General features: G+C 73.2%; 33 protein-coding genes and 1 pseudogene. 16 read left to right on the top strand and 18 right to left on the bottom strand.

Features of this window, described 5'->3' with window-relative positions; genetic code table 11:
- Positions 1 to 9: 9 nt before the first annotated feature.
- The 6 genes from BN6_RS12890 to BN6_RS44850 all read right to left on the bottom strand — a co-directional run bounded on the left by BN6_RS12890 (position 10) and on the right by BN6_RS44850 (position 4,695).
- On the bottom strand, positions 10 to 411 hold the full coding sequence (locus BN6_RS12890; RefSeq protein WP_015100085.1) for a hypothetical protein: 402 nt from the start codon (positions 409 to 411) through the stop codon (positions 10 to 12).
- Positions 411 to 950: an RNA polymerase sigma factor gene (locus BN6_RS12885; protein ID WP_231905266.1), complete on the bottom strand. Its 540-nt coding sequence runs from the start codon at positions 948 to 950 to the stop codon at positions 411 to 413. The genes BN6_RS12890 and BN6_RS12885 overlap by 1 nt, the downstream gene beginning before the upstream one ends.
- 192 nt (positions 951 to 1,142) lie before the next feature.
- The gene (locus BN6_RS12880) at positions 1,143 to 1,928 is read right to left on the bottom strand and encodes a DeoR/GlpR family DNA-binding transcription regulator (RefSeq protein ID WP_015100082.1); all 786 of its coding nucleotides are present in this window, start codon (positions 1,926 to 1,928) and stop codon (positions 1,143 to 1,145) included.
- Between the two features lie 433 nt (positions 1,929 to 2,361).
- A complete protein-coding gene (locus BN6_RS12875) occupies positions 2,362 to 3,156 on the bottom strand; it encodes a hypothetical protein (protein ID WP_015100080.1) in 795 nt (264 codons plus the stop codon).
- Positions 3,153 to 3,482, bottom strand: a complete 330-nt coding sequence (locus BN6_RS12870) for a PadR family transcriptional regulator (RefSeq protein WP_015100079.1) — start codon at positions 3,480 to 3,482, stop codon at positions 3,153 to 3,155. The genes BN6_RS12875 and BN6_RS12870 overlap by 4 nt, the downstream gene beginning before the upstream one ends.
- A gap of 43 nt (positions 3,483 to 3,525) precedes the next feature.
- The gene (locus tag BN6_RS44850; RefSeq protein ID WP_231905258.1) at positions 3,526 to 4,695 is read right to left on the bottom strand and encodes an NAD(P)/FAD-dependent oxidoreductase; all 1,170 of its coding nucleotides are present in this window, start codon (positions 4,693 to 4,695) and stop codon (positions 3,526 to 3,528) included.
- Between the two features lie 78 nt (positions 4,696 to 4,773).
- On the opposite strand from BN6_RS44850, the gene BN6_RS44845 reads away from it, so the two are divergent.
- Genes BN6_RS44845 through BN6_RS12850 form a run of 3 tightly spaced genes read left to right on the top strand, consistent with a single transcriptional unit; the run spans position 4,774 to position 7,651 of the window.
- Positions 4,774 to 5,538, top strand: a complete 765-nt coding sequence (locus tag BN6_RS44845; protein ID WP_015100077.1) for a GntR family transcriptional regulator — start codon at positions 4,774 to 4,776, stop codon at positions 5,536 to 5,538.
- 50 nt (positions 5,539 to 5,588) lie between these two features.
- Positions 5,589 to 6,902: an MBL fold metallo-hydrolase gene (locus tag BN6_RS12855; RefSeq protein WP_015100076.1), complete on the top strand. Its 1,314-nt coding sequence runs from the start codon at positions 5,589 to 5,591 to the stop codon at positions 6,900 to 6,902.
- Positions 6,903 to 6,907: 5 nt separating this feature from the next.
- Positions 6,908 to 7,651 carry a sulfite exporter TauE/SafE family protein gene (locus tag BN6_RS12850; RefSeq protein WP_015100075.1) on the top strand — a complete coding sequence of 248 codons (744 nt, stop codon included), beginning with the start codon at positions 6,908 to 6,910 and terminating at the stop codon, positions 7,649 to 7,651.
- Positions 7,652 to 7,654: 3 nt separating this feature from the next.
- Here BN6_RS12850 and BN6_RS12845 read toward each other — a convergent pair whose 3' ends face one another.
- A complete protein-coding gene (locus tag BN6_RS12845) occupies positions 7,655 to 8,602 on the bottom strand; it encodes a hypothetical protein (protein WP_015100074.1) in 948 nt (315 codons plus the stop codon).
- Positions 8,603 to 8,822: 220 nt separating this feature from the next.
- Between BN6_RS12845 and BN6_RS46635 the strand changes: the two genes are divergently transcribed.
- Genes BN6_RS46635 through BN6_RS12835 form a run of 3 tightly spaced genes read left to right on the top strand, consistent with a single transcriptional unit; the run spans position 8,823 to position 9,726 of the window.
- Complete coding sequence (locus BN6_RS46635) at positions 8,823 to 8,966, top strand: hypothetical protein (protein WP_158509380.1); 144 nt, start codon at positions 8,823 to 8,825, stop codon at positions 8,964 to 8,966.
- Positions 8,963 to 9,391, top strand: a complete 429-nt coding sequence (locus BN6_RS41840; RefSeq protein ID WP_051075541.1) for a nuclear transport factor 2 family protein — start codon at positions 8,963 to 8,965, stop codon at positions 9,389 to 9,391. The genes BN6_RS46635 and BN6_RS41840 overlap by 4 nt, the downstream gene beginning before the upstream one ends.
- The gene (locus tag BN6_RS12835) at positions 9,388 to 9,726 is read left to right on the top strand and encodes a helix-turn-helix transcriptional regulator (protein ID WP_015100072.1); all 339 of its coding nucleotides are present in this window, start codon (positions 9,388 to 9,390) and stop codon (positions 9,724 to 9,726) included. Before BN6_RS41840 ends, BN6_RS12835 begins: the two co-directional genes overlap by 4 nt.
- Positions 9,727 to 9,844: 118 nt before the next feature.
- On the opposite strand, the gene BN6_RS46630 is transcribed toward BN6_RS12835, so the two are convergent.
- On the bottom strand, positions 9,845 to 10,603 hold the full coding sequence (locus BN6_RS46630; protein WP_015100071.1) for a GAF and ANTAR domain-containing protein: 759 nt from the start codon (positions 10,601 to 10,603) through the stop codon (positions 9,845 to 9,847).
- Between the two features lie 60 nt (positions 10,604 to 10,663).
- Between BN6_RS46630 and BN6_RS46625 the strand changes: the two genes are divergently transcribed.
- Positions 10,664 to 11,260: a TetR/AcrR family transcriptional regulator gene (locus BN6_RS46625; RefSeq protein ID WP_015100070.1), complete on the top strand. Its 597-nt coding sequence runs from the start codon at positions 10,664 to 10,666 to the stop codon at positions 11,258 to 11,260.
- 1 nt (position 11,261) lies between these two features.
- Here BN6_RS46625 and BN6_RS12820 read toward each other — a convergent pair whose 3' ends face one another.
- Positions 11,262 to 11,882, bottom strand: coding sequence for a hypothetical protein (locus tag BN6_RS12820; RefSeq protein ID WP_015100069.1), 621 nt, complete (start codon positions 11,880 to 11,882; stop codon positions 11,262 to 11,264).
- Between the two features lie 140 nt (positions 11,883 to 12,022).
- Here BN6_RS12820 and BN6_RS12815 point away from each other — a divergent pair, with 140 nt between their 5' ends.
- Positions 12,023 to 12,679 carry a TetR/AcrR family transcriptional regulator gene (locus BN6_RS12815; protein WP_015100068.1) on the top strand — a complete coding sequence of 219 codons (657 nt, stop codon included), beginning with the start codon at positions 12,023 to 12,025 and terminating at the stop codon, positions 12,677 to 12,679.
- A gap of 428 nt (positions 12,680 to 13,107) precedes the next feature.
- Here BN6_RS12815 and BN6_RS12810 read toward each other — a convergent pair whose 3' ends face one another.
- Together BN6_RS12810 and BN6_RS12805 are read right to left on the bottom strand one after the other, a co-directional pair.
- Positions 13,108 to 14,013 carry a Scr1 family TA system antitoxin-like transcriptional regulator gene (locus BN6_RS12810; RefSeq protein ID WP_051075540.1) on the bottom strand — a complete coding sequence of 302 codons (906 nt, stop codon included), beginning with the start codon at positions 14,011 to 14,013 and terminating at the stop codon, positions 13,108 to 13,110.
- Positions 14,010 to 14,252, bottom strand: coding sequence for a zinc finger protein (locus tag BN6_RS12805; RefSeq protein WP_015100065.1), 243 nt, complete (start codon positions 14,250 to 14,252; stop codon positions 14,010 to 14,012). Before BN6_RS12805 ends, BN6_RS12810 begins: the two co-directional genes overlap by 4 nt.
- A 148-nt stretch (positions 14,253 to 14,400) precedes the next feature.
- Between BN6_RS12805 and BN6_RS12800 the strand changes: the two genes are divergently transcribed.
- The 3 genes and pseudogenes from BN6_RS12800 to BN6_RS49955 all read left to right on the top strand — a co-directional run.
- Entirely contained in the window at positions 14,401 to 15,249 is an 849-nt protein-coding gene (locus BN6_RS12800) for a helix-turn-helix domain-containing protein (RefSeq protein WP_041316609.1), read from the top strand.
- A gap of 23 nt (positions 15,250 to 15,272) precedes the next feature.
- Complete coding sequence (locus BN6_RS12795) at positions 15,273 to 15,458, top strand: DUF397 domain-containing protein (protein WP_015100063.1); 186 nt, start codon at positions 15,273 to 15,275, stop codon at positions 15,456 to 15,458.
- 109 nt (positions 15,459 to 15,567) lie between these two features.
- A pseudogene (locus BN6_RS49955) lies at positions 15,568 to 15,773 on the top strand (IS630 family transposase); the annotation flags it as partial.
- Between the two features lie 75 nt (positions 15,774 to 15,848).
- Here BN6_RS49955 and BN6_RS12790 read toward each other — a convergent pair.
- Genes BN6_RS12790 through BN6_RS47760 form a run of 4 tightly spaced genes read right to left on the bottom strand, consistent with a single transcriptional unit; the run spans position 15,849 to position 18,758 of the window.
- On the bottom strand, positions 15,849 to 16,250 hold the full coding sequence (locus tag BN6_RS12790; RefSeq protein ID WP_041312678.1) for a DnaJ family domain-containing protein: 402 nt from the start codon (positions 16,248 to 16,250) through the stop codon (positions 15,849 to 15,851).
- Positions 16,251 to 16,271: 21 nt separating this feature from the next.
- Positions 16,272 to 17,132, bottom strand: coding sequence for a hypothetical protein (locus BN6_RS12785; RefSeq protein WP_015100061.1), 861 nt, complete (start codon positions 17,130 to 17,132; stop codon positions 16,272 to 16,274).
- Between the two features lie 22 nt (positions 17,133 to 17,154).
- Positions 17,155 to 18,357, bottom strand: a complete 1,203-nt coding sequence (locus BN6_RS12780; RefSeq protein ID WP_015100060.1) for an RNA polymerase sigma factor — start codon at positions 18,355 to 18,357, stop codon at positions 17,155 to 17,157.
- On the bottom strand, positions 18,354 to 18,758 hold the full coding sequence (locus BN6_RS47760) for a YciI family protein (RefSeq protein ID WP_015100059.1): 405 nt from the start codon (positions 18,756 to 18,758) through the stop codon (positions 18,354 to 18,356). Before BN6_RS47760 ends, BN6_RS12780 begins: the two co-directional genes overlap by 4 nt.
- 170 nt (positions 18,759 to 18,928) lie before the next feature.
- Between BN6_RS47760 and BN6_RS12770 the strand changes: the two genes are divergently transcribed.
- The 5 genes from BN6_RS12770 (at position 18,929) to BN6_RS12750 (ending at position 22,453) form a co-directional block, all read left to right on the top strand.
- Positions 18,929 to 19,258 (top strand): hypothetical protein, encoded by a 330-nt coding sequence (locus BN6_RS12770; protein ID WP_015100058.1) that lies wholly within the window; start codon positions 18,929 to 18,931, stop codon positions 19,256 to 19,258.
- A gap of 46 nt (positions 19,259 to 19,304) precedes the next feature.
- On the top strand, positions 19,305 to 19,823 hold the full coding sequence (locus tag BN6_RS12765) for a DUF305 domain-containing protein (RefSeq protein ID WP_015100057.1): 519 nt from the start codon (positions 19,305 to 19,307) through the stop codon (positions 19,821 to 19,823).
- A 64-nt stretch (positions 19,824 to 19,887) separates the two neighbouring features.
- Positions 19,888 to 20,937, top strand: a complete 1,050-nt coding sequence (locus tag BN6_RS12760) for a C40 family peptidase (RefSeq protein WP_231905250.1) — start codon at positions 19,888 to 19,890, stop codon at positions 20,935 to 20,937.
- Positions 20,938 to 21,005: 68 nt separating this feature from the next.
- The gene (locus tag BN6_RS12755; RefSeq protein WP_148302847.1) at positions 21,006 to 22,115 is read left to right on the top strand and encodes a MerR family transcriptional regulator; all 1,110 of its coding nucleotides are present in this window, start codon (positions 21,006 to 21,008) and stop codon (positions 22,113 to 22,115) included.
- Between the two features lie 50 nt (positions 22,116 to 22,165).
- Entirely contained in the window at positions 22,166 to 22,453 is a 288-nt protein-coding gene (locus tag BN6_RS12750) for a WhiB family transcriptional regulator (RefSeq protein WP_015100054.1), read from the top strand.
- Positions 22,454 to 22,573: 120 nt separating this feature from the next.
- On the opposite strand, the gene BN6_RS12745 is transcribed toward BN6_RS12750, so the two are convergent.
- The 3 genes from BN6_RS12745 to BN6_RS12735 form a co-directional block, all read right to left on the bottom strand.
- Positions 22,574 to 23,296: a sunset domain-containing protein gene (locus BN6_RS12745; protein ID WP_015100053.1), complete on the bottom strand. Its 723-nt coding sequence runs from the start codon at positions 23,294 to 23,296 to the stop codon at positions 22,574 to 22,576.
- An 8-nt stretch (positions 23,297 to 23,304) separates the two neighbouring features.
- On the bottom strand, positions 23,305 to 24,120 hold the full coding sequence (locus tag BN6_RS12740) for an OmpA family protein (protein ID WP_015100052.1): 816 nt from the start codon (positions 24,118 to 24,120) through the stop codon (positions 23,305 to 23,307).
- Between the two features lie 449 nt (positions 24,121 to 24,569).
- Positions 24,570 to 25,220 (bottom strand): hypothetical protein, encoded by a 651-nt coding sequence (locus tag BN6_RS12735; RefSeq protein ID WP_015100051.1) that lies wholly within the window; start codon positions 25,218 to 25,220, stop codon positions 24,570 to 24,572.
- Between the last annotated feature and the right edge of the window lie 11 nt (positions 25,221 to 25,231).

Raw genomic sequence — 25,231 nt, 5'->3', positions numbered from 1 at the left:
GCCCGGCGGTCAGGCGGAGAACCAGCGGGTGACCACGGTCCGGCCGTCGTCGCCGGTCACCCGCAGCCGGAGGGTCCGGTGCGGGAGGGGCGCGGACACCCAGCCGTCCGGCCCGATCGGCACGGTGACGCGGCCGTCCGGGCTCTCCACGACCAGGTCGCCGGACGCGCCGGTCACCAGCACCCGCAGGTCGGTGTCGACCTGCACGTCCAGCGCCACGCCGCCGTGCTCGAAGGTGAGCACCCGGACCTCGTCGCCGGCGCGCACCAGCGCCGGCGCGTCCTGGACGAGTTCGGCCAGCTCCTCGTCCAGCCGCCGGGTGCCCAGCGCCGCCCGAGCCGCGAGCCGCACGTGCTCGGGGACGGGTTCGGCCAGCGCGCGCAGCCGCTCGACCAGTTCGTCGTCGTCCATCACAGCTCCTCGGTGAGCGCGCGCAGGTGGTCCAGGCACCGGCCCCGCGACGGGCCGATGCTGCCGACCGGCATGTCCAGCACGGCGGACACCTCCAGGTAGGTCAGCGGCGGCGAGACCATCAGCACCCGGATCAGCTCCCGGCACTTGTCCGAGAGCTGCTCGACGGCCCGCCGCAGCGCGGCGTCGCGTTCGGCGACCAGCAGCCCCTCGTCCACCGGCGGTCCGTCGTCGGGCACGTCGGGCGGCGGCAGGTCCGCCACCCTGCGCCGTTCGGCCCGGCGCAGCAGCTGGAGGCACTCGCGCCGGGCGGTGGTGCCCAGCCACCCGGCCAGCCGGTCCGGGTCGTCCACCCGGTCGAGCTTCTCCACCAGCTTCAACCAGGTGTTCTGCACGACGTCCGCGCAGTCGGCGGAGCTCAGCCGGAAGCCCCGCGCGATGGACCACAGCAACGCCTCGTAGCGCGAGACGAGTTCATTCCACGCCGCCTGGTCACCCCGTGCGGCCGCCGAGAGCAGCGACTCGTTGTCCTCGCTCACGGGCGTACATTGTTCCGTACAAACACCCATGACAACCAGATGCGCCACCCGACCGTGGTGATGCGGTGACCTTCGGGCCACCGGCCGGCAGGCACCGGCTCCACCCCTCGTCCGAGGTGAGGAACGCCGACGTGGCCGGGGCGACATGAGAAGTCTTGTTCACGGTGAGCTTCCGGCGAGCACTAGTCACCATCACACCTGAACGACTTCGACACCCCGTTCGCGGAACCGGCGGACGTCCTCCTCGCGCGCATCCGTGTCGGTCACCAGCACGTGCACCTGGCTGATCGCGCAGATCGACGCGAACGCCCGCGTGCCGATCTTCGAGGAGTCCGTCACCACGACCACCTTGCGCGCGCGTTCGGCGAGCATCCGGTTGATGTCGGCTTCCCCCTCGTGATGCGCCGAAGCGCCCACGTCGGGGTCGATGGCGTCCACCCCGAGGAAGGTCACGTCGAGGCTCAGTCCACTCAGGATCCGCCCCGCCAGCGGGCTCATCAGCTCGTAGGACTGCGGCCGCGCGACACCGCCGGTGACCACCAGCTTCACCTGCGGGCGCACCGCGAGCTCATTGGCGATGTTCAGCGCGTTGGTGACCACGGTGATCACCCCGTCGCCCTCCGCGCCGCCGACGTCCGCGCTGGTGATCAAGGCGCGGGCGACCTCGGTCGTGGTGGTGCCGCCGTTCATGCCGACCACCGCGCCGCGCGCCACCTGCCCGGCCGCCGCGCGCCCGATGCGCTGCTTCTCACCGGCCCGGCGCACCGTCTTGTAGCGCAACGGCAGGTCGTACGCGACCGAGTGCGCCACCGCGCCGCCCCGGGTCCGGGTCAGCAACTGCTGCTCGGCGAGGTGGTCGAGGTCGCGCCGGATGGTCGCCCCCGAGACGTCCAGTTCCTCGGCGATGTCGTCAACCTCGATCTTGCCGCGCTCGGCCAACAGCTCCAGCAGCGCGTTCAACCGCTCGTACCGATTCACCGGCTACCTCCTGCGCCCGGACGATAATGCACATTACAGATGCGCAGAAGCGTTCCGGACGCGCATGTCCTCAAAACACCTCGACGACCGGGCCCTCATACAGCCGGCGCACAGGGCCACGACGACTGCTCGACCAGCCCGTTCGCCAACGCCGCCACCGCCGCGTCCTCTGCTCGGGTCGAATTCCCGCGCACCGAGTGCACCCGGTGGGTGGCACCTGCCCCAAGCCGTCACCGGAGACGCCGGACGAGCCGTGCGGCACCAACAGTATGTCCACAGTGGACTCGATCGCATCGATCAGCCCGAAGTCCAACCGCGCGTCGCGGGTGGCCATGGCGTGCGAGCCGCCAGCTGTTCACGGTTGCACTGAAGCGACCTGACCATGCATGTTTGCTCAAAGCGCCCGCAAGAGGTGCGCACAGCACATGGCCGATCAGAGCGCCGGCACGACGTCCGGCGGCGGCCATCGACGGCGGAGATCGTCGTACAGGAAGCGCCCGATGCTGACGCACAGCCCGCCGATCACCCCCACCCCCGTGCCGAAGATCATCATCTGCGAGTCGAACGACATCAGGTGGACGGCGTCGGTCCAGTTCTCCAGCGCGACGATCAGCGTGCCTCCCAGCAGTGCGGGCACCGCCAGCCTGACCGGCAGGACCGCCGCGTCGAGCACCGCCAACATCGCCTGGACCACGAAGTACACCGGTGCCAGCATCACCAGGAACGGCACGACCACGCCACCCCGGGTCGAGCCGGCGGTGACCAGCAGGGCCACCGCGACCGGCACGAGGCCCAGGCCGACCCCGACCCACCGCCGGCGTCGGAGGTGGAGCATCAGGATCGACAGCACCGCCACGCCGACACCCCACGCCCACGCGGTTCCCCCACCGCCGAGCGTCAGGACCCATCCACCGAACAAACCGCCCGCCACGACCCCACTCACGACCTCGCACACCAGCCAACCCGTCGCGGCTCGACGCAGTGCCGGGCGGCGGCGGGTCACCCGGTAGGTCAGGGCCGCGCAGGCGAAGCCGAGGGCGGTGCACAGCTTGAACAGCTTGCCGGGGCGGTCGGCGATCATCGCCTCGAACTCCTCGGCCCGGCCCGGGTAGCGGACCTCCGCCGCCCACCGCACGACCCGGCGCGCCAGCCACGGCGACACGTCGCAGAACTCGTTGACCGCCAAGCCGGTCACCACGCCCAGCAGGACGCTCAGCCAGGTGCTCACACCGCACCTCCGGGTAACGACCGGCGGGCGGCGACGACGGCGGCCGGACGGCGTTGTGCCAGCAGGGCCGCCGCCTCCACCCGACCGTTGGGGGTCAGCCGGTAGAACCGGCGACGGGGGCGGTTCTCGTCGGGCGGGAGGTCCTCCCAGGTGCCGACGACCCAGCCCCACTCCTCCAGGCGTTCGAGGACGCCGTAGACGGTCGGGCCCGAGCGCTTGATCGCTTTCATGATCGTCCAGCCGTGCGGCTCCTCGTCCCGCTGGAAGGCGTCGGCCAGCACCTCCAGCACGTCCAGCAGCGGCGCGGTGATCCGCTTCGCGTTCACCCTCTTATCTTACCTAGGTCGGATAAGGCCGATCAGGTGAAGTTCAGGCCAGTCCGCGCAGCATCAGGTTCCAGTACAGGAACGGCAGGATCCGCCGTTTGACCAGGTTGTGGTCGGTTCGCTCGCGCACCGCGCCGAGCAACGGCACGGTCGGCCGCGGTCGCCCCGTGTAGTCGAACTCCGCCAGCAGCAACGTCCGCCGGCCCGTCGTGATCGGGCACGACGAGTACCCGTCGTAGGAGCCCGGCAACTCCCGCCCGGCCAGCACCGCCAGCAGGTTCGCCACCAGCACCGGGGCCTGCTTGCGCACCGCCGCCCCGGTCTTGGAGTTCGGCGTGCCCGCGCAGTCGCCCAGCCCGAACACGTCCGGGAACCGCAGGTGCCGCAACGTGTTCGGGTCCACGTCCAGGTAGCCCGACGGCCCCGCCAGCGGCGACGCCTTCACCCAGTCCGGCGCGCTCTGCGGCGGCACGAGGTGCGCCACGTCGTAGGGCAGCGAACGTTCCCCGTCCGGCCCGCGCACCACCACTTCCCGCGCCGACGGGCGCACCCGGACCACCTCGCTCTCCAGGTGCACGTGGATCCCGTACCGCCGGGCCACGCCCTCCAGCACCGCCGCGTACTCCGGGACCGCGAACATCGCCGTCCCGGGCAGTACCAGGTGGACGTCGATCCGCCCGAGCACCCCGCGCTCCCGCCAGTGGTCGGCGGCCAGGTAGGCGATCTTCTGCGGCGCTCCCCCGCACTTGATCGGCCCGGACGGCATGGCGAACACCGCCGAGCCGGCTTTCACCTCGCGGATGAACCGCCACATCTCGACCGCGTACGCCCCGGCGTAGTTGCTGGACACCCCGTCGTGGCCGACCGCCTGCGCCAGCCCGTCGAGCCGGTGCCAGTCCAGCTGGATCCCCGGGCACACCACGAGCTGGTCGTAGCCGATCCCGCCGTCGCGCAGCAGCACCCGCCGGGCGAACGGGTCCACACCGACCGCCGCCGACCGGACCCAGCGCACCCCACGCGGGACCACGGACCGCATGGGGCGCGCCGAGGCCGACACCGGGGCGCGCCCGCCGCCGACCAGCGTCCAGAGGGGTTGGTAGTGGTGCACCTCGGCGGGCTCCACGAGGGTCACGTCCCGCCGCCCGGCCCGGCGTAATCGGGCGGCCACGGAGATCCCGGCCGTGCCGCCGCCGATGATCACGATGCCGTTCACCCAGAACCTCCCGAAATGTCCGTACATCCACGCTAGCGCCGCGACCGATCGCGGACAAGGAGGTGCGAAACTGCCGGGGTGACTCCGCGAGCACTGGACCGGTCCGGCGCACTGCCGCTGTGGCGGCAACTCCAGGACGACCTCGTCGCCCGGCTGCGCGCGGGCGAGTTCGACACCGGCTTCCCCGGTGAGCTGACCCTGGTGGACGAGTACGGCGTGAGCCGCTACACCGTCCGCCAGGCGCTGCAACGGCTGCGCGCGGACGGCCTGGTGGTCGCCGAGCGGGGCCGGCAGCCCCGGGTCAGCCCGGCCGCCGACGTGGAGCAGCCGCTGGACACCCTGTACAGCCTGTTCGCGTCGGTCGAGGCGGCCGGGCTGGAGCAGCGCAGCGTGGTCCGGGTGCTGGACGTGCGGGCGGACGGGGTGGTCGCCGACCGGCTCGACCTCGAAGGATCCACCCCGCTGGTCTACCTGGAACGGCTCCGACTGGCCGCCGGCACGCCGCTCGCGATCGACCGCGCGTGGCTGCCCGCCGACCTGGCCGCCCCCGTCCTGACCGCGGACTTCACCCACACCAGCCTCTACTCGGTGCTGGCCGGGCGGACCGGGATCAGACTGGACACCAGCCGGGAGGAGATCCGGGCCGTGGTGCCGACCGCGGCCGAGCGGGCGCTGCTGGAGTGCGGGCCGGAGGTCGCGTGCCTGTCGGTGCACCGGCAGGGCAGTGCGGACGGGCGTCCGGTGGAGTGGCGGCACACGGTGGTGCGCGGCGACCGGTTCGCGGTGACCGCCGAGTTCACCGCCGGCGACCGCCGACCCACCAGGGCCGTGACGGCCCGCTGACACGGACACCTCCCGTCCGTCATAATGTACGGACATCTGGAGGTGCGGACATGAACGTCGAGACGATCGACACCCCCGCGCTCGGCGACCGGAGCTACCTGGTGCACGACGGCGCGGTGGCGCTCGTGGTCGACCCGCAGCGCGACATCGACCGGGTGGAGGAACTCGCCGCGCGGCTCGGCGTGCGGATCACCCACGTCGCCGAGACCCACGTGCACAACGACTACCTGACCGGCGGCCTCGAACTGGCCCGCCGGCACGCCGCCGAGTACCTGGTCGCCGCCGCCGAGGACGTCGCCTACCAGCGCCGGCCGATCAGCCCCGGCGAGAGCCTCGCGGTCGGCTCGATGACCGTCACGGCGGTCGCCACGCCCGGCCACACCGAGCACCACCTGGCCTACGTCGTCACCCACGAGGGTCGGCAGGCGGTGTTCTCCGGCGGGAGCCTGCTGTTCGGTTCGGTCGGCCGCACGGACCTGGTCGCGCCGGACCGCACCGCATCGCTGACCCGCGCCCAGTACCGGTCCGCGCGTGACCTGGCCGACCGGGTCGACGCCGACGCCTCGCTGCACCCGACGCACGGCTTCGGCAGCTTCTGCTCGTCCGGCCCGGCGACCGGCGCGCACGGGTCCACGGTCGGCGAGCAGCGCACCGCCAACCACGCCCTCACCGACCACGACGAGCAGCACTTCGTGGACACGCTGATCGCGAACCTCACCGCCTACCCGTCGTACTACGCGCACATGGCTCCGCTGAACCGGCGCGGTCCGGGCGCGCCCGACCTGACCGTGCCGCGACCCCTGCGCCCCGAAGCCGTCCAAGACCTGCTCGACGCCGGCGGCTGGGTGGTCGACCTGCGGTCGCGGGTCGCGTTCGCCGCCGGGCACGTCCAGGGCACGGTCAGCGTCGAGTACGGCGACAGCTTCACCACCTACCTGGGCTGGACCCTGCCGTGGGGCGAACCGATCACCCTGGTCGGCGAGGCCGACGACGTGCGCGCGGCGATCCGCGACCTGTCCCGGATCGGCGTCGAGCGGCCCGGCGTCGGCCGCACGGACGGCCTGCCCACCACCGGCTACCGCCGGGCGGGCTGGGCGGACCTCGCCGCGCGGCCCGACCGGCCGGTGCTGCTGGACGTCCGCCGGGCCGACGAGCACCGCGCCGGGCACCTCACGGGCGCGGCGAACATCCCGCTGCACGACCTGGTGCGGCGGATCGGGGAGGTGCCGCCCGGCGAGGTGTGGGTGCACTGCGCGTCCGGGTACCGGGCGGGCATCGCGGCGAGCCTGCTGCACCGCGCCGGGCGCGAGGTCGTGCACGTGGACGACGAGTGGGACCGCGCGGCGGACCACGGCCTGTCGTGATGCCGGTGGTGCTCGCCCTCGCGGCCGGGGCCGTGGTCGGGCTGGCGCTGGGCGCGCTGGGCGGGGGCGGCAGCGTGCTGACCGTGCCCGCGCTGATCTACCTGCTGGGGTTCAGCCCCGCGCAGGCCACCACGGCGAGCCTGGTGGTCGTCGCCGCCACGTCGGCCACCGCGCTGTTCGCGCACGCGCGGGCGGGCGCGGTGCGGTGGCGGCTGGGCGCGTTGTTCGCGGCGGCGGGCGCGCTGCCGGCGGTGGCCGCGGGCCTGCTCAGCCGCCGGGTCCCGGACGCCGTGCTGACCGGGGCGTTCGCCGCGGTGGCGGCGGTGGCGGCGGTGCTGATGCTGCGCCGGGGTCCGCCGGAGCCCGGCCCGGTCCGGCCGGGGCGCGCGGCCGGCGTCGGTGCCGGGTTGGGCGCGCTGACCGGGTTCCTCGGGGTGGGCGGCGGGTTCCTGACCGTGCCGGCCCTGGTCGGCGTGCTGGCGGTGCCGATGTCGGCGGCGGTCGGCACCAGCCTGCTGGTGATCGCGGTGAACGCGGCGGCGGCGTTCGCCAGTCGGTTGGGCGCGGTCGGGACGGTGGACTGGTCGCTGGTCGGCCCGTTCGCGGCGACCGCGCTGCTGGGCGCGTGGGACGGCCGGCGGCTGGCCGCCAAGGTGGGCACGACGGCGTTGCGCCGGGTGTTCGCGGCCGGGCTGCTCGCCGTGGCCGGGGCGATGGCCGTCGACGCCCTGTTCGTCCACAGTGGATAGTGCTCAGCGGTGCGCGGTGAACGCGGCGACGCGGGCGGCCAGGTGTCGGGCGTGCGGGTCGCCGCGGTACCGCTCGGCCAGCCGGCGCAGCGGCCGCAGCCGGTCGGCCACCCGGGTCGAGCGCACCGCGCCGGCCGCCGCCAGCGCCCGCTGCCCGACCAGGTCGGCGTGGTCGAAGTCGTTGCCCAGCAGGTGGTTCGCGGTCAGCGCGACCAGGCTCAGCGCGCGGCTGCGGGCCATGGTGTCCGGGTAGCCGAGGATCGCCGCGGTGAGCGCCGGGATCGCGGTGGCGGTGTGGCAGGCGTCCACGGTGCGGGCCAGCTCGGTGAACACCATGCCGGTGAGCGCGGACAGGTCGGTCGCGTCGAAGAACCGCGCCCAACCGGGGACCACGCCGTCCGAGGACCGGGCGAACTCCTCGTGGGCCTGCCCCAGCCGGAGCTTGGCCAGGCCCTGGTCGCCCAGGCCCGCGTGCGCCCACGCCTCGTTCGCGCGCAGCAGCGCGGTCGCGTGGTGCGAGCCGGACCGCTGCGCCGCCGGCACCCCGAGGGCGAAGATCTCCAACGCCTCCCGCCGCCGGCCGTTGTGCAGGCGCAGCCGGCCCGCGCGGTAGTGGATGTTGGCGATCAGGTTCTGGTCGCCCGCCTGGGACGCCAGTTCCAGGGCACGTTCCCAGTGCTCCTGCGCGGCCTGCTCCAGACCGGTGTCGAAGCACGTCCAGCCGGCCAGGTTGTGCCGGTCCGCCAGGGCCACCAGGAGCCGGGCCCGGACCTCGGCGCTCGCACTGGCCCGCAGCAACTGGTCGCTCCGCGCGGCGCTGCCGACGACCGCGTCCCGGCAGGCGCCCCCGCCCCGCCGGTAGTCCACCCCGCGCAGGCGGCCGGTCTCGCTTTCCAGCCTCGTCACGTCGGCCGCGCCGATCCGCGCGGGCACACCCCTCAGCTCCGCCATCGCCGCACCTCACCGTAGGAATCGCGGGCTTGGACCACCATCGGACTCCGGTCGTGCGGCGGGGGTACCCGGGCACCCGGGGTACCACTCGCCCGGAGTCCCCCTCGAGAACGACATTGGCCCCTGTGTCCGGGCCAGTGGTCCGTACCAGGGTTGAGGAGTGATCACTTGCGGGCCGCTGCGGCGTGGCTGCGCACGGCCGGCGCGCGGAGGAGTACCCATGTACCGACAGGCGTTCGCCACCGCGAAGCCGCCAGGAGGTGCGCATGGCACCGAGGTGCCCGCGAAGACCGGACCCCACCGCCCGCCGGAGGGCCGGGCCTGGTGGTCCGCCGGTGCGCCGTCGGCCGTGGACGGCGAATGACGCGCGACCGCGCTGAGGTCACGATGGTGGTGGAGCGGCTCGTCGCCCGCTGGGCCGCGAAGGACACCGCCGGGCTGAGCAGGCTGTTCGCCGACGGGGTGCGCTGGTGGGCGGCACCGGTGCCGGGCGCGCCGTGGCCGGTCGAGATCCGCAACCCGCGCGAGGTCGAGTCGTTCTTCCTGGCGTTCCGGGCCGTGCTGGACCTGACCGGCATCACCACCCGGGGGCTGGTGGTGGACGGGCCGGACGCGGTGCTGACCGGCCGGCTGCACTCCCGGGTCCAGGCCACCGGCGCTGCGCTGTCCTACGACTTCGCCATCGCGGTCGGCGTGCACGGCGGACTGGTCACCGAATTCCGCATGTATGCGGACACCCTGGCAATTGCACGTGCACTCGCACAGGATGTTCCCCCGGTATCACCGTGATGCTTTACCGTTTCGCTCCCCCGCGCTGGAAGAATGGCCGGCGAACCGCCGGAGAGAACAGGAAGGGCACCGCCGTGCGACTGTCGGGACCGATCAGCGAAATCCTCGCCGAGCTGAGACGCGGCCGTGGGCTGACTCAGGACGACCTGGCCGAGCGGCTGCACGCCGCCTCTGGCAACACCAGCGTCACCAGGGAAGAGGTCTCCCGCTGGGAACGCGGCAAACGCATCCCCGGCCCGTACTGGCGGAGCTGGTTGGGCCAGGTGCTGGACACCCCGCAGCACGAATTGGAACGGGCCGCGGCAATCGAACGGGCGGCCCGCCGCCGGGATTGACCGGCACAATTGCCCCTTTCCGCCCGCCGGCGCATTGCCGGTCACCGGTCCGACCACCACATTATCGGACCAATGGGCGCATATCACCCCTTGGTGGACCGTCCGCCGGCCGCCGCCCTCACCCCTGCCCCGGTTCGGGTGTCGCGTCGGGTTCGACATCGGGATGGAACCGCAGGTCGCGCGCCAGCACGTCGGCCGCCACGTCGGCCAGCCGCCGCCCGGTGCGGTAGGCGTGCGCCCGCAACCGGACGAACGCCGTCGCCAGGTCGCTCGCCAGCTGCACCGACACCACGCCGGTGGCCTGGTGCACAATCGCCCAGCGCGCTTCGACGGCGTCCGCGAACGGGTCCGCGCCCAACGGCGGCGGTTCGGCGCGCAGCAGCAGGAGCATCGCCGCGTCGGCCAGCAGCAGGCCGTCGACCACCTCGTCGTCGGTGCGCGGCGCGGTGGCGGGCCGCAGGGCCTCCAGGCAGCCGACCACGATCGCGCCCATCATGATCGGGAACGCGAGGACCCCGGCCACGCCCGCGGACCGGGCGAACGGCGCGAACACCGGCCACCGCGCGACGTTGTCGGCCGCGGCCAGGTCGGTCGCCGTCACCGGGTACTCCTCGCGCAGGCAGTCGACGGCGGGGCCCTCCCCGAACGTGATCTCGGCTTCGCTCACCCGGTCGGCGAGCGGGCCGGTCACGCACACCGGTTCGCCCCGGCCCGAGTCGGCGACCTGGTAGACCACGATGCCGCTGGCGTCGAGCACCTCGGCGGCGGTCAGGCAGACCTGCCGGATCCCCACCGGGAGGTCCTCCTCCGCCGCGTGGCCGCGCACCCGGCTCCACAGCCAGGCGCGCCGTTCGTCGTCGGGCCGGCGGCGATCCATCCCCCTCATGCTCGCAGACAGCGGTTGTGGCCTGCCGGGCGAGCGGCGAAAATCGGCCGAGTGTCCACCACCAGGGACGGGTTGCTCAGCGCGGCGGCGGCCGCGTTCGACCGCGACGGCTACGTGCGGGCCACCATCGACGACGTGTGCGACCTCGCCGGCGTGACCAAAGGCGCGCTGTACGGGCACTTCAGCTCGAAGAAGGCGCTCGCGGTGGCGGTGCTCGACCGGCAGGCGCAGGAGTGGACGCGGACCCGGGAACGCCTCCAGCGCACCCACCGCAGCCCGTTGCAGGTGATGGTGGACCTCGGCTACGCGGTCAACCAGGACCGGGCGGTGGCGCAGCGGTTGCTGTTCCAGGCGCCGATCTGCGACGACGTGGCGGACCGCCAGATCGCGCAGTGGACCTCGACCGTGCGGGACCTGCTGCGCACCGCGGCGGTCCGGGGCGAGTTGCGCGAGGACGTGGACGTCGAGGCGTGCGCGGACGCCGTGGTGTCGGCCTTGGTGGGCGTGCACCTGATGTCGATGGCCGTGGACGACCCGAACGGGGTGGCGCGCCAGGTCGCGCGGCTGTGGCGGACCTGGCTGCCGACCCTGGCCCGGCCCGAGGTGTGCGCGACGCTGCGGATCGAGCCGCCGCGCCGCCGTTGCTGATTCAGCGGTCCAGGACCGCCCACACCAGCGTGCCGTCCGACCACGTCGTGGACCAGCCGCACCGGCTCGCGCCGATCGCCGCGCAGCGCAACGCCTGCGGGTCGCACGGCACCACGACGTCTTCACCCGCCCCGATCACGAGCATCCCTTGCCACCACTCGAAGACCACGGTCGGCCGCACGCCCCGCGCCGCCAGGCCCACCAGGGCGTCCGCCACGTCGGCGGCGTCCTCGGCCAGGTCCGCCAGGCCCCAGATCCGGCACGTCTCCTCCGCCGCCAGCCGGGCGAACTCGCCGCTGCCGCGCACCGGCAGCGGCATCCGGACCATCCAGCGCCGCGGCGGTTCGCCCACGGCGGCCAGCGCGTCGGTGACCGAGGGGAAGCCGGGCAGCGGCCAGTCGGCCCGGTCGGTGGCGGCCAGCAGGATCGGCACGCCCGGCCAGTCCGCGACCTGGTTCCACACCGCGCGGAACACCGCCACGGCGGTCTGCCACTCGAACGCCAGGCCCTCCAGGTCGACGACCACCGCGGTCGGCTGGGCCAGCACGGTCTTGAGCAGCAGGTCGCGCATCCGGGTGTACGTGGCCGCGCTCAGCGACCCGAACACGGACAGGACCGCCACTCCTCCAGTCCCGGAAAGCTCTACTTCCAGTGTTTCTTTGTGCACAGCACGCCTCAGAACCCCTGGGAGTGTTAACCTGATAGTGTCCGGACATGTACCCTATGTGACGTACAGGCTGTGTCCGTCGAGATGAGGACTCCTTGAACGACCTGGCGCAGGGTGCCCGCACCAGAGCCGGACTGGTCGCCGCGAGCATCGAGCTGTTCGACCGCGCCGGGTACGAGGGCACCTCCCTGGAGTCCGTCTGCCGCGCCATCTCGGTCACGAAAGGCGCGCTGTACCGGCACTTCCCCTCCAAGCAGGCGCTCGCCGTCGCCGTCGTGGAGGAGCACTTCACGCTCTGGCACGAGGTGCGCGCCGAAGTCGAGGGCTCCGGCACCGGCCCGCTCCAGACGTTGATCGACCTGACCCACCGGATGAGCGCGCTGACCCGGACCGACCGCACCGCGCGGGTCGGGGTCCGGCTGCTGTTCACCAGCGAGCTGTTCGAGCTCCTCGCCGGCGTGCACTTCGTCAGCCTGGTGGTGATGGTGCGCGACCTGCTCGGACAGGCCGTCGCGGCGGGCGAGGCCCGGCCGGGCCTGGACATCCGCGAGGAAGCCCACGGGATCGCCGCCGCCGTCATCGGGTCGCAGGCGCTGACCGTGATCACCCGCCGGGGCGACCCGGCGGACCGGCTGACCACCATGTGGCGGCACCGCCTGGAACACCTGGCCGACCCGGACCACCGGGACCGCGTGCGCCCGTGCGCCCCGATCGGCCGACCGCTACCGCCACCGCGACTGGCCCGGCGTTGAGCGCGATCAACGGCACCAGACCGCGCGCGTTCATCGGCACACCGACGCGCGACGCGTCGGCACCGCCCTCCTCCGCCAGCCGTCCCGCGTGCCAACACCCACCGAACTTGCCCGCGCCGGCCACCACCACGCAAGCCGCCGCCAGGGCGAGCCGGCCCGACGTGACAACAGGCCGGACCGCAGGTCGAGGCAGGAGCAGGTGAACAACAGCGGGAGGAACACCTCCGGACCACCGGGCTGATCGCCGCGATCACCCGATCGGACGTGTCCGCCGGGACCCGACCGTGCCGAGCACCAGCAGGAGCACCGCCGCGCCGCCCACGGTGAGCAGCACACCGCCAGGCTCCCCGATGGCCAAGCCCGACACCAGGGCCGGCTGGAACCACGCCGCCCCGACGAAACCGGCCCATCGGCTGACCTGCCCGCCGTCAGGTCAGCCGGCGGTAGTCCGCGCGCACCTCGTCCAGCAGGCGGCGGAACGCGTCGCCGAACACCGCGCCGGCGTGCAGCTTCCGGAAGGCCTTCAGGTGGCCGCGCACGTCGTCCGGGTCGGTGATGACCACGTTGCCGGACACCAGGTCGAACACCACCATGACCTCGTCCAGCACCACGAACCCCGCGTCCGGCAACGTGACCGGGGTGTACCAGGGGATCACGCCGAGCTCGACCTCGGGGCGCAGGCTCAACGCCCGCAACAGGTCCCAGTGCTCGGGCGCGGCCCGCAGCGCGCCCTCGGCCAGCACCGCGACCAGCCGGCGTCGCGGGCCGACCTCGCGCAGGAGTCGCGGCGGCACACCGCAGATCGCGAACACCCGCACGGTCGACGCGGCGGCCTCCGTGCGGGCGACCACGACCTGGCGGCGCGCGACGCCCCGGTGCAGCACCGCCCGGCGGTGCCCGGCGTCGCGCGACACCTTGTCCGCCAACGCGAGCAGCCTGCGCCGCACCTCGGGCGGGACGCCGTAGACGTCGGCCAACCGCTGGACGTCCACGACCTTGGGCAGCAGCCGCCCGGTCTCCACCTTGGACACCTTGGACTGGCTGATGCCCGCCCGCCGACCCGCCGCCGCGCCCGTCAGCCCCGAAGACAGCCGGGCGCGCAGCAGTTCGGCGGACAGCTCCTCGCGGCGGGCCCGCGCGTCGGCCACCGCCATCATCGTGGTGGCCGGGCGGTGGCCGCGCTTGCGCAGCCGCACGCCCCCGGCGACCAGCGCGCTGCGGACCGTGCCGTAGGACCGGCCGGTGGCGTCGGACAGCGCGCGGATCGTCTCGCCGTCGGCGTAGGCCTTGACGACGAACTCCGCGAAGGTCGGCGCGCCGTGCTCCGCGCTCACTGCGCGCTCACCGGGGTGGGCGCCGGACGTGGTCGCGGGAAGGCGGATATCCCCTCGTGCGCCCGCCACGCCGCGTCGCAGCCCGAGCACGTCGGCCAGCACCAGTGCACGTAGGGCTGGGCGTCCGGCACGGTCAGCGGCAGGCCGCACAGCGTCGCGGCCTCCTCGCCCGGCGCGAGGTCGCGGCGGACGGCGTGGCGGCGGCCGTCGTGCGGCATCCACCGGAAAGCGCGGGTCATCCTGGGTTCCTCCCCTGCCTGAACGGGCAGGTAAAAATTAAAGGTTGCAGGTGCAGATTGGGCAGTACACCATCGTGTGAACCCCGATTCCGGGCTTCTGCGGCAGACTGATCAGCACCGCGGAAGGACGAGGAAAGCTGAGGTGGTCATGGCCGGCAGCGGCGCGAGCCCGACGGTCTACAAGCGACAGTTGGGTATGGCGCTCACGTCCATGCGCGAGAGCGTGGGCAAGACGCAGGACAAGGCGGCCGAGGTGCTGGAGTGCTCGCCCGCGAAGATCCGCCGGATCGAGGTCGGCGACGTGGCGATCCGCAGCGCGGAGCTGAGGGTGCTGCTCGACTTCTACGGCGCGACCAGGCAGTCCCGCAAGCCGATCGAGGAGCTGGCGAGGCAAGCGCGCAAACGGCGCCCGCGCACCCCGTACGGCACGGTCCTGCCCGACTTCTTCCGGAGGTTCTTCAACCTGGAGCAGATCGCCGCGGAGGTTCTCCGCTACCACGCCGAACTGATCCCGGGCCAGCTCCAGACCCCGGAGTACACCCGGGCGCTGATCGACGCGAACCCGTTCCACCACGAGGAGGAGGTCGACCGGCTGGTGGAGGCGCGGCAGGCCCGCCAGGCGCACCTGCTGGAGGGCGGGCAGCGGCTGCACCTGGTGCTGCACGAGGCGGCCGTCCGCACCGTGATCGGCGGCCCGGAGGTGATGCGGGCGCAGCTGCAACACCTGCGCAAGCTCGCAGGCCTCGGCAACGTCACGCTCCAGGTGGTGCCGTTCACCGCCGGCGCGCACGCCGCGTCCAACTACCCGTTCGTCATGTTGCGGTTCGCCGACAACCAGCGGCCGATCGTCTACCTGGAGAACCTGACGACCGCGAGTTCGGTCGAAGACCCGTCCCACGTCGCCCAGTACGAGCTGGTGTTCCGCAACCTGGTCGCGGCGGCGTTGTCCCCCGCCAAGAGCACCGGCCTGCTGGCTACGGCGGCAGGCGAACTGTGACCCCGGAAAGGAGGCACGGACCCATGACCGAGATCCCCACCCAGTGGCGCAAGTCCAGTCACAGCGGCGGAAACGGCGGCGACTGCGTCGAACTCGCGCACGCTCCCGCCACCCTGCTGGTCCGCGACTCGAAGAACCCCGACGGCCCCGTGCTGCACTTCGGCACCACGGGTTTCACCGACTTCCTCCGCACTCTCAAAGAGGTCTAGCCGACCGGCCCCCGTGCGCCGATCGAGCCCGGCAGCCGGCCGGGGGCTCGATCGGCGCACGCCCCACTGTTCGGGTCGCTCAAGTCGGTGCAGCTCCAAAGCACCCGGGTGGCGCGTGGCCGCCCGCATCGTGATGGCGCTGCTGTCCGCGTCCGGGCCGAGCGCCCCGAGATCACCGAGCCGCTGCACCACGACCCGGTCGCGGTGGGCCGCTCGACCGCCCGCCCCGCCCGCGACGACCTGCCGGGCCTCCCCGACCCAGACCGCGTCAGGCGGCCGCGACTGGGCAGCCTCAAACCTGGACCTCGCCACCGCCGCACCTCGGACCTCGCCATCGACACCCGACGATTGCGCACAGGACTTCTGGGCAGGTGCTCAGTGCAGCGCCACTCAATGCTGCCGCTGTTCGCGCCACTGCTCGACCACGTGTTCCACGTCGAACGGCATCAGGTTCAGCGGTGGGCCGGACAGCGGCTTGCGGATGGCGTCGGAGATGCGCTCGTTGACCTCGCCGAGGATCCGCCGCACCTCCGCCTCCGACGAGGCCCGCCCGGCGGCCTCGCGCGCCGCCGCCGCCTCCTTGCGCAGCAGCAGGGTCGGTGGCAGCGCCGTGCCCTCCTCACGCCGGAGCTTCTCCTTGACCCACCACAGTTCGTCGTGCGCCCCGGACAGCCCGCCCAACGGCTTGCCGGCCCCCGGCAGGTTGTCGAACTCGCCCCGGTCCTGCGCTTCCCTGATCTGCCGGTCGATCCACGACTCGAAGCTCAGACCAGCGGGTTTCCGCTCCGTCACGGCAACCACCCCTCCCCCAGGCTACCGGGCGCACGGCCACGAAGCCGGCACCTCGGGCGGCAGCATCCGCGTCCGCTCCTCCTCGGTGAACTCCCGGTCCGCCATCCGGCACAGCTCCTCGAACACCCGCCACGGGTCGATCGCCATCCGCCACGGCGTGACGGCCACCTGGTCACCACTGTCGACGCGCGACAGGTACCGGAGGGCGTCCCCGCGCACCCGCAGGCTGCCGATCATCCGGTCGGGCAGCGAGATCTCGGCCTCCAGCCGCGCGCCGCGCCAGAACTGCACGCCACTGATGACCTCGACCACCAGCACGTCGCCGACGAACCCCAGCACCTCCGCCACCCGCACCGGGAACCACACGAGCTGCACCCGCCGCTCGACGTCCCACACCTGGACGCCCTGCTCGCCCTCCTCCACGAACGCCACCCGCCGCCCGGTCTCGTCGAACGCGAACATCCCGCGCCGCAGGTGGATCGGAATCTCCAGCACGCCGACGTCCCGCCGAGCCGCCAAGTCCCACAGCACCAGCCCCGCGGCTGTCTCCATGACCACCTCACCCGGCCGCCCCGGACGCGGGTAGATCCGGCCGCCTTCCACGTCCCCCACCCGCTCCGGCATCCCGCCGGCCGGGAACGCGGCGCCGTCCCGGCACAGCGGCTGCCACGCCACGATCCGCGCGGGCACGACGTCCGCGCCGAGCAGCGGGAACTCGACCACGACCGCGTCGGCCGGCGGGTGCGGCGCGGTGGCATCCGACGCGGCGACGTGCGCGCAGGTCACGGCCAGTGACGGGGTCACCAGGAAACCCGCGCCGACCACCTCGCCGCCGACCCGGACCCGCAGCAGCGCCGGACCGATTCGGTCACCGTTGGTCACGAATCGTCACTGTAGCGAGTGGTCAGTGCGCGAGCCGGGCCGCCTGGTCGAGCAGGTACCGGCGCTCCGGGGTGCTCGTGGTGCGCGCCGCGGCGGCCCGGTAGTGCTCGACCGCCCGGACCGGGTCGCCCGCCTTCTCGTAGAGGTGGGCGCGCACGGCGGCCAGCCGGTGGTGGCCGGGCAGCCTCGGCTCCAGCTCGGCGACCAGCGCCAGGCCGGTCTCCGGGCCGTGCACCATGGCCGCGGCGACGGCCCGGTTGAGCGAGACGACCGGGTTGTCCGACATGCGTTCCAGCAGCCGGTACATGGCCAGGATCTGCGGCCAGTCGGTGTCCTCGGCGCGCAGCGCGTCGTCGTGCAGGGCCGCGATCGACGCCTGGAGCTGGTACTCGCCGATCGCGCCGCGCGCCGTCGCGACCATGATCAGGTCGACGCCCTCGGTGATCAGCGCCTTGTCCCACAACGACCGGTCCTGCCGCTCCAGCGGGACCAGCTCGCCGTCGGGGCCGGTGCGGGCGGGGCGGCGGGCGTCGGTGAGCAGCATGAGCGCGAGCAGGCCGGCGACCTCGCCGTCCTCGGGCAGCAGCGCGTGCACGGCGCGGGCCAGCCGGATCGCCTCGCCGGAGAGCTCGGTGCGGTGCAGTGCGCCGCCGGTGCTGCTGGTGTAGCCCTCGTTGAAGATCAGGTACAGCACGTGCAGCACGGACCGCAGCCGCTGCGCCCACTCGTGCGGGCCGGGCATGGCGAAGGCCGAGCCGGCCTTCTTCACGGCCTGCTTGGCGCGGCTGATCCGCTGCGCCATCGTGCTCTCCGGCACCAGGAAGGCGTTCGCGATCTCGGCGGTGGTCAGGCCGCCGACGGCGCGCAGCGTCAGCGCGATGGCCGACGCGGGCGTGAGCGCGGGGTGGCAGCACAGGAACAGCACGATCAGCGTGTCGTCCCGCTCGGACACCTCGCCGGGCGGCGGTTCGGCAGAGGTCGCGTCCTCGCGCCGGCGGCGGGCCGCCTCGCCGCGCACCAGGTCGGTCAGCTTGCGGGTGGCGACCTGGATCAGCCAGCCGCGCGGGTTGTCCGGGACGCCGTCCCCGGGCCAGTGCACGAAGGCCGCGAGCAACGCCTCCTGCACCGCGTCCTCGGCCGCGGCGAAGTCGCCGGACCGGCGCGCCAGCACCCCGAGGACCTGCGGCGCGAGTTCGCGCAGCAGGTCTTCGAGGGGTGCGGTCACAGGTCCGGCGCGGCCGGCGCGCTCATCAGCTCGCGGACCTCGATCCGCTGGCCCACCGGCACCCCGCCGGGCCCGGGGGCGGCGGAGGCCGTGGCGGCGATCTCCAGCGCGCGCTCCAAGGTGGTGTCGACCATCCAGTAGCCGGCCAGCAGCTCCTTCGACTCGGGGAACGGGCCGTCGGTCACGACCGGCGCGCCGGTGCCGGTGAACACGACGTTCTTGGCCAGGTCGGGGCCGGCCAGGCCCTGCGCGTCGACCAGTTCGCCGTTGTCGGCAAGCTCCTTGCCCAGCGCCTGCTGGAAGTCGAGGTGGTTCTTGATGTCCTCGGGGGCCCACTGGTCGATCGGGGTGTCGCAGTTCGTGGTGCCGCCGTAGTTCATGAGCAGCAGGAACTTGGCCATGTCGGACTCCTCGGTCTGCGGTCGCGCCCATCTTGGCGCTTTCACCCGTCGGACGGAGCCGCCCGACCGTTCTCGACACCCCTTCTTGTGACTTGAGTCACCCCGAACGGCCGACACTCGCCAGGCCCTCGCACGGCTGCCCTAAACCCCCACCGGGTATCGTGACCGCCGTGATCGACCGACGCCGCTCCCTCTGGTGGGTGCTGGTGTGCGCGGTGGCGTTCGCACTGGTCGGCATGCACCACATCGCGCAGGAGCCCGCCGCGCCCACCGCCGTGGTGATGTCCGAGGGCCACGAACTGCCGCAGCCGCACGGCGATCACGACATCCTGCATTTGTGCCTCGTGGTGCTCGCGGTGCTGATCGCGCTCGGGATGTTCCTGGTCCGGCGGGTCACCATGACCGAGTGGCCGCGGCCCGCGCCACGCCGGGAGACCACCCCGCGCGCCCCGCCGCCGTCCGGTTCGTTGCTCGATTCCCTGTGCGTCCTGAGGTTGTGAGCGGCACGCGCCCCGCGTAACCGCCCACTTCCCCGAAGGACCCGAGATGATCAGGAAATCCCTGGTCGGGGCGCTGGCCGCCCTGACCTTCCTCGTGCCGGCCGGGTGCGGCTCCCAGCCGCCCGCCGCACCGACGCACAACGACGCGGACGTCACGTTCGCCCGCGAGATGATCCCCCACCACCAAGGCGCGCTGGACATGGCGAAGCTCGCCGAAGGCCGCACCGCGAACCCCGAGCTGCTCGCCCTCGCCAAGCGCGTCGAGCAGGCCCAGGAGCCGGAGATCCGGACGTTGACCGCGTGGCTCCGGGAGTGGGGCGCGAACCCCTCCGCCGATCACGGAGCGCACGGCACCGGCTCCGGGCTGGACTCACTGGAGGGTGAACGGTTCGACCGGAAGTTCCTGGAGCTGATGATCGTGCACCACCAGGACGCGGTGGAGATGGCCCGCACCGAGCTGGCCGAGGGCCGTCACCAGCCCGCGAAGGACCTGGCGCAACGGATCGTGGCCGGCCAGGAAGCCGAGATCGGCGAGATGCAGGGCCTGCTCGAGGTCGCCGGCTGAGCAGCGGGACGGGGACCCCTGATAGACGAACGGGTCCCCGTTCCGTAACCTGTCCGAGACCTGGATGGGGGTAACCCGTTCGGGCTACTCGGTTTCGAGGGAGGACCGCGCGATCGTGGCGTCGTACCCCGTTCAGCGCACCGTCCGCGCGGCCCTGGCGGCTTCCGCCGTGTTCGCCCTGGTGGGCGGGCTGTCCCTGCCGCAGGCCGCGGCCGACCCGGTGCCACCCAACGCCTCCGACGCGTTGAAGAAGTACAACGACCTCGCCATGGAGGCGGAGAAGCTCAACGAGGAGCACCTGCGCGCCGAGGACGACCTGACCAAGGCGCGGACCGACCTCGACCAGGCCAACCGCGACCTGGACACCGCGCAGCGGGCGCAGACCGACCTGCGCGGCCACGTCGACCTGATCACCGAGGCGTCGTTCGAGGGCGCGCGGTTCAACCAGCTCTCGGCGATCCTGGTCAGCGACTCGCAGCAGGACTTCCTCAACCGGATGTCGGCCCTCGGCGTGCTGGCCGGCGAGAACGCCGAGGCCATGCAGGGCCTCAGCGACGCGGTCGGCAAGGCCGACGACGCCGCCCGCCGGGCCACCGACGCCGCCGCGAACGCCGACAAGGCGATCAGCGACATCGACCAGCGCAAGTCCGCCCTGGACCAGCAGATCACCGAGGCGCGCAACGCGTACCGGGCGCTGCCCAAGTCCGAGCGGGACGCGCTCGGGGCCGACGGGTACCTGGGCGAGGTGCCGCTGCCGCCGGGGCAGATCGGCCAGGCGATGAAGTTCGCGCTGGCGCAGCGCGGCAAGGACTACGTGTTCGGCTCCAACGGCCCGAACACGTGGGACTGCTCCAGCCTCATGCAGGCCGCCTACCGCGCGGCGGGCATCGCGATCCCGCGCACCACCTACGGCCAGGCGACCATCGGGCGCGAGGTCTCGCTCAACGACGTGCAGCCCGGCGACCTGGTCATCTACTACTCGGGGCAGACCCACGTGTCGATGGCGATCGACGGGATCCGCGCGGTGCACGCGTCCACCGAGGGCGTGCCGGTGAAGATCCAGGACATCGAGTCGATCGGCCCGATCAGCACCATCCGGCGGGTCGTCGGCTGACCCCCGCCGGCTCGCCGACCGGCCCGGTCCGGGGTTCCTCGCTACCATTCCCGCCTGCGTATTTCCCGGTGGACGGCGGTGGGACGGTGCACTGGAGTGCCGGTGCGGTCGCGCGCATGCTCGGCATCTCCCCCGTCACCCTGCGCACGTGGGACCGCCGCTACGGGCTGGGGCCGGGCTCCCGTGAAGAGGGCCGGCACCGCCGCTACGGCGAACAGGACATCGCCCGCCTCCGCCTGATGGTGGCCCTCACCGGCCGAGGCCTGACCCCGGCCTCCGCCGCGGCCGCCGCCCTCGCCGAGCACCCGCCGACCGGCTCGGACCCCGACCCGCGCCCGCCCGACGAGCCGACCTCCGGCGACTCTTCGTCCCCGGACTCCGGCTCCGGCAACAGCCCGGGTTCCGGCAACGGCTCGGGCGGCTCCCGCTCGGGCAACTCGGGCTCGGGCCGCGGTGTCGGTCCCGGGAGCGGGGCCGGGACGGGGACGCGGGTTTCGGCCGGGTCGCGGGGGCGTCCGGCCGGTCGGACGCGGGCCGGTGGGGCACGGCGGGCGCGGTTCGGTGGTGGGCCGCACGCGTTGGGTGTCGAGTCGGATGAGGCGCGGGGGTTCGCGCACGCCGCTTCCCGGCTGGACATGCCGCTGATGGGCGCGCTCGCGGCGTCGTTGATCCGGCGGGACGGGGTGGTCGGCGCGTGGGAGGGCGTGTTCGCGCCGTACCTGATCGCGTTGGGGGAACGGGTCTCGGCGTCGGGCAGCGGTGTCGAGATCGAGCACCTGGCGTCGGCGGCGATCTCCGGGGCGTTGCGGGCGGAACCGGTGGTGGCGGACGGGCGGATGCCCGCGTTGTTGGCGTGCGCGCCGGACGAGCAGCACAGCCTGCCGTTGGACGCGCTGGCCGCCGCCCTCGCCGAACGCGGTTGCGCCTCGCGGAACCTCGGTGCCCGGGTGCCGGCCGCCGCGTTACTCGATGCGGTGAATCTGTTGGCACCCCGGGCGATCGTGCTGTGGGCGCACGCCGAGCGGTACGCCCGCCTGGCTCCCCTGGCTGAGCTGCTGGAACGCGGCGAAGTGGTGCTGTTGGGAGGCGCCGGGTGGACGTCCGGGCCCGAGGGGTGCCGACGGCTGGAATCGCTTTCAGAGGCGGTGGGCACGGTTCTAGAGTTGAACCGATTCTGAATCGAATTTAGGCTGTGACGGGTCGCTCCCGACCACAGGACGTGATCACCATGCCTGAACTCTCCCGCCTCCCCGTGCCGGTCACCGAGTCCTGGGACTGGCAGCTGAAGGGCCTGTGCCGGGACATGGACAGCACGCTGTTCTTCCACCGGCCGAACGAACGCGGCATGGCGCGCGAACACCGGGAGGCGCGCGCCAAGGCGGTCTGCGCCAGGTGCCCGGTGCAGGAGGAGTGCCGGACCCACGCGCTGACCGTCGAGGAGACCTACGGCATCTGGGGCGGACTGGGCGAGAGCGAACTCCGCAGGCTCATCTCCCGCAACCACAAGCGCGACTGAACCCGGGCACTCCGCGCGATACGCATCCCGCACATGCCGGCGATGCGTATCGCGAACGGCGGCGCGACCCGGGTCGGGGATGGTGCTGGACCGCCGAGCGATCGGGCGCGCCGGTCCGGGTCAGCGCGTGGAGGCCGCCGCCGCGCTCTTGGGACGCCACTGGGTGTACCCCGCCCGCTCGGCTTCCTCGATCGACCGGAACGCGACGTCGCCCTTCATCCGCTTGAAGTACGGCGAGTCCGGGGTGTGGAAGATCATCGACTTGGAGCTGCCCTTGACCTCGAACCCGGGCTCGGGCTCGGGCTCGGACTCGGACTCGGCAGGATCTTCCAGCGCGTCGGCCGTGGTCGCGTCGACCGTGTCCGATTCGCCGTTCGCGGGCGGCCGGCCGTTGGTGTGGGCACCGACGCTCAGGTGCGGCCGGCCGTTGACGTGAGCACCGGCGTTCGCATACGGCTGGCCGTTGGTGTGCGGCTCGGTGTCGGCGACGCCCAGCCCAGCGGTGGCCGGCTCAGCGGTGACCGGCTCGGCGGTGGCCGGCTCGGCGGTGGCCGGCTCGGCGACGCCCAGCTCAGCGGTGGCCGGCTCGGCGGGGTCCAGGTCACCGGTGCCCAGTTCGGCGGTGTGGGGTTCGGGGTGGGGTCGACCGTCGGGTTGTTCCGGGCCGTTGGACTGTTCCGGGATGATCACCGCCGTCGCGGGCAGTGCCGGGCGGACGACCTGGCGGGGGCGCTCGGCGCGCAGGGCGCGGATCGTGGCGCGCAGCGGCAGCCACGTGAGCAGCGCTCCGGCGAGGAACGCGAACCCGCACAGGAAGAACATCTGGGCGAACAACCAGAACACTGCCACTCCTAGCTAATCAGGACGTCTACCTGGCGCGCGGCCTGGTTCGAGCTTTCCGGTCCGGCGTCGATGGTGGCGGTCGTCCGGATCCGGTCCGGCCGCACGCCTTGGGCCACGAACAGATCGCGGACGAGACCCGCCCGCTGGTGCGCGAGTCCGCGCGGGTCGGGGTGTTCGGGGGTGGCGTGGCCGGTGAGCGTGATGGTCGCCTTGGGCGCGACCAGCAGCAGCCGGCCCACCCGGTCGATCAGCACCGGGCCGTGCCCCTGCCAGGTGGTGGACACCGGCTCGAACCGGAAGCCGCCGTTGTTCTGCACCATCGCGGTCACCGACCGCTGCAACGCCACCAGGTCGAGGTCCGACGCCGCCGCGCCGACCACGTGGTCCCGCACGTCCGCGCGGTCCAGCGCCCGGCGCAACGCCGTCGCGCGGGTCTCGTCGGCGGCCGTGGCCCGCGCGGTGCGGGCGGTGCCGGCGAGGACCGCGGTGAAGTCCGCGGCGCCCGCGTCCACCGCGGCGGTGACCAGGTCGGCGGCGGTGTTCACGGAGACGGGGAGTCGATCACCGTTCGGGGTGAGCAGGTCCGTCACCCGGTGCGAGGTGGTCTTGGACCTGACGGCGTCCACCAGGGACCGCCGCTCGGTCTCGTCCGCGACGTCACCGACCAGCACCACCTCGGCCGACCGGACGGCGAGCGTGAGCCGGCCCGGCGGGGGCGGCGGGACGGCGGCGGTGTCGCCCGCCAGTCGGGCACGCGCGAAAACCCCTGAGGCCGCAAGGAGAGCGGGTACGAGGAGGGCACCGACGAGCCACACTCGCCACACTCGGGATCTCACCACCGGGCGTTAGTACCGGAAGTGCCGTGCCCGATGCCACCAGCGCCGGCCGTACCCGCAGGAAGGCGCACGGCATTTCACCTGACCAGGTGACACCGACCCGGCACCCCACGTCGCACACCGTCCACGGCCCCGATCGGCCGCCGGACCTGGGCGACGGCGGAGGTGTGCCCCGGCGCACACGGCCGAAAGCGGCGGGGGTAGGGTGTGGACTCCATGCCAGGACAGGCGGAATCCCCGGTTGTTCGGGCAGCACGACTACCCGCGTCCGCTATGGATCGCGATCTGCGAGCGAGGGTCGCGCCCTCGCAGCGAGGTGGAGCACGCCCGGTCAAGTCCGGCGCACGGCGAAGCCCGCTCCGGCCCGACTGCCGGTTCGTCTCGAACACCCAGGCCCAGCGGCCCGGCTCAACCCGGCCCAACGGCCCGGCTCCTCGTCACGCCGCCTGGGACAACACCCCCGTCCGACAGCCGCACCGGCGGCACACCGGGTGGGCGGGCACCTGGACCACCTCCGCCAGCAGCCTGCGCGAGTCCTCGAAGGTCGGTGCGCGCTGCCCCGGCACCAGCAGGCCGTCCAAGGCTTCCTGCCACCGGCGCGCCCGCGCCCTCGACCGCTCCACCGGATCGGCCAGTCGGGCCCGCACCCGCTCGCGCGACTGCTCCTGGGCCAGCCGGCCCGCCTCCCCCAGCGGCCGGCGCGGCCGGGGTTGGTGCAGGCGGGCGTTGCGGCGGTTGACGCGCCACCACTGACCTAACGTCATGCCCGCGACCGGGGGGCGCGCCCGTTGCGCGCCCCCCTGCCACCACGACCAGAGCCGCGCGCGGAGGAAGTCGTGCGCAACCTGGTCGCGGTTCCTGGGACGGCCCTGCCTGCTGCCGTCCGGCTTGTTGTCCACGGCCAGCAGCAGGGCGTCGACGCTCCACTGCTCGGCGAACCACGGGGCGACGACCGCGCGCACCCCGGCGCGGTCCGCATCACCCCAGTTCGCGCGCAGGCAGAACGCCTCCACGGCCGTGTCGATCTCGACGTCGGTCTCGGGGATGACACGGCCCGGCCACTGCCGTGGATCAAGCTGTACGCGCATCCCAAGCTCCC

Source organism: Saccharothrix espanaensis DSM 44229, assembly GCF_000328705.1.
GTDB lineage: Bacteria > Actinomycetota > Actinomycetes > Mycobacteriales > Pseudonocardiaceae > Actinosynnema > Actinosynnema espanaense.
Note: the sequence above shows the minus strand (reverse complement) of the source record. Positions and strands in the feature narration are given on the sequence as shown.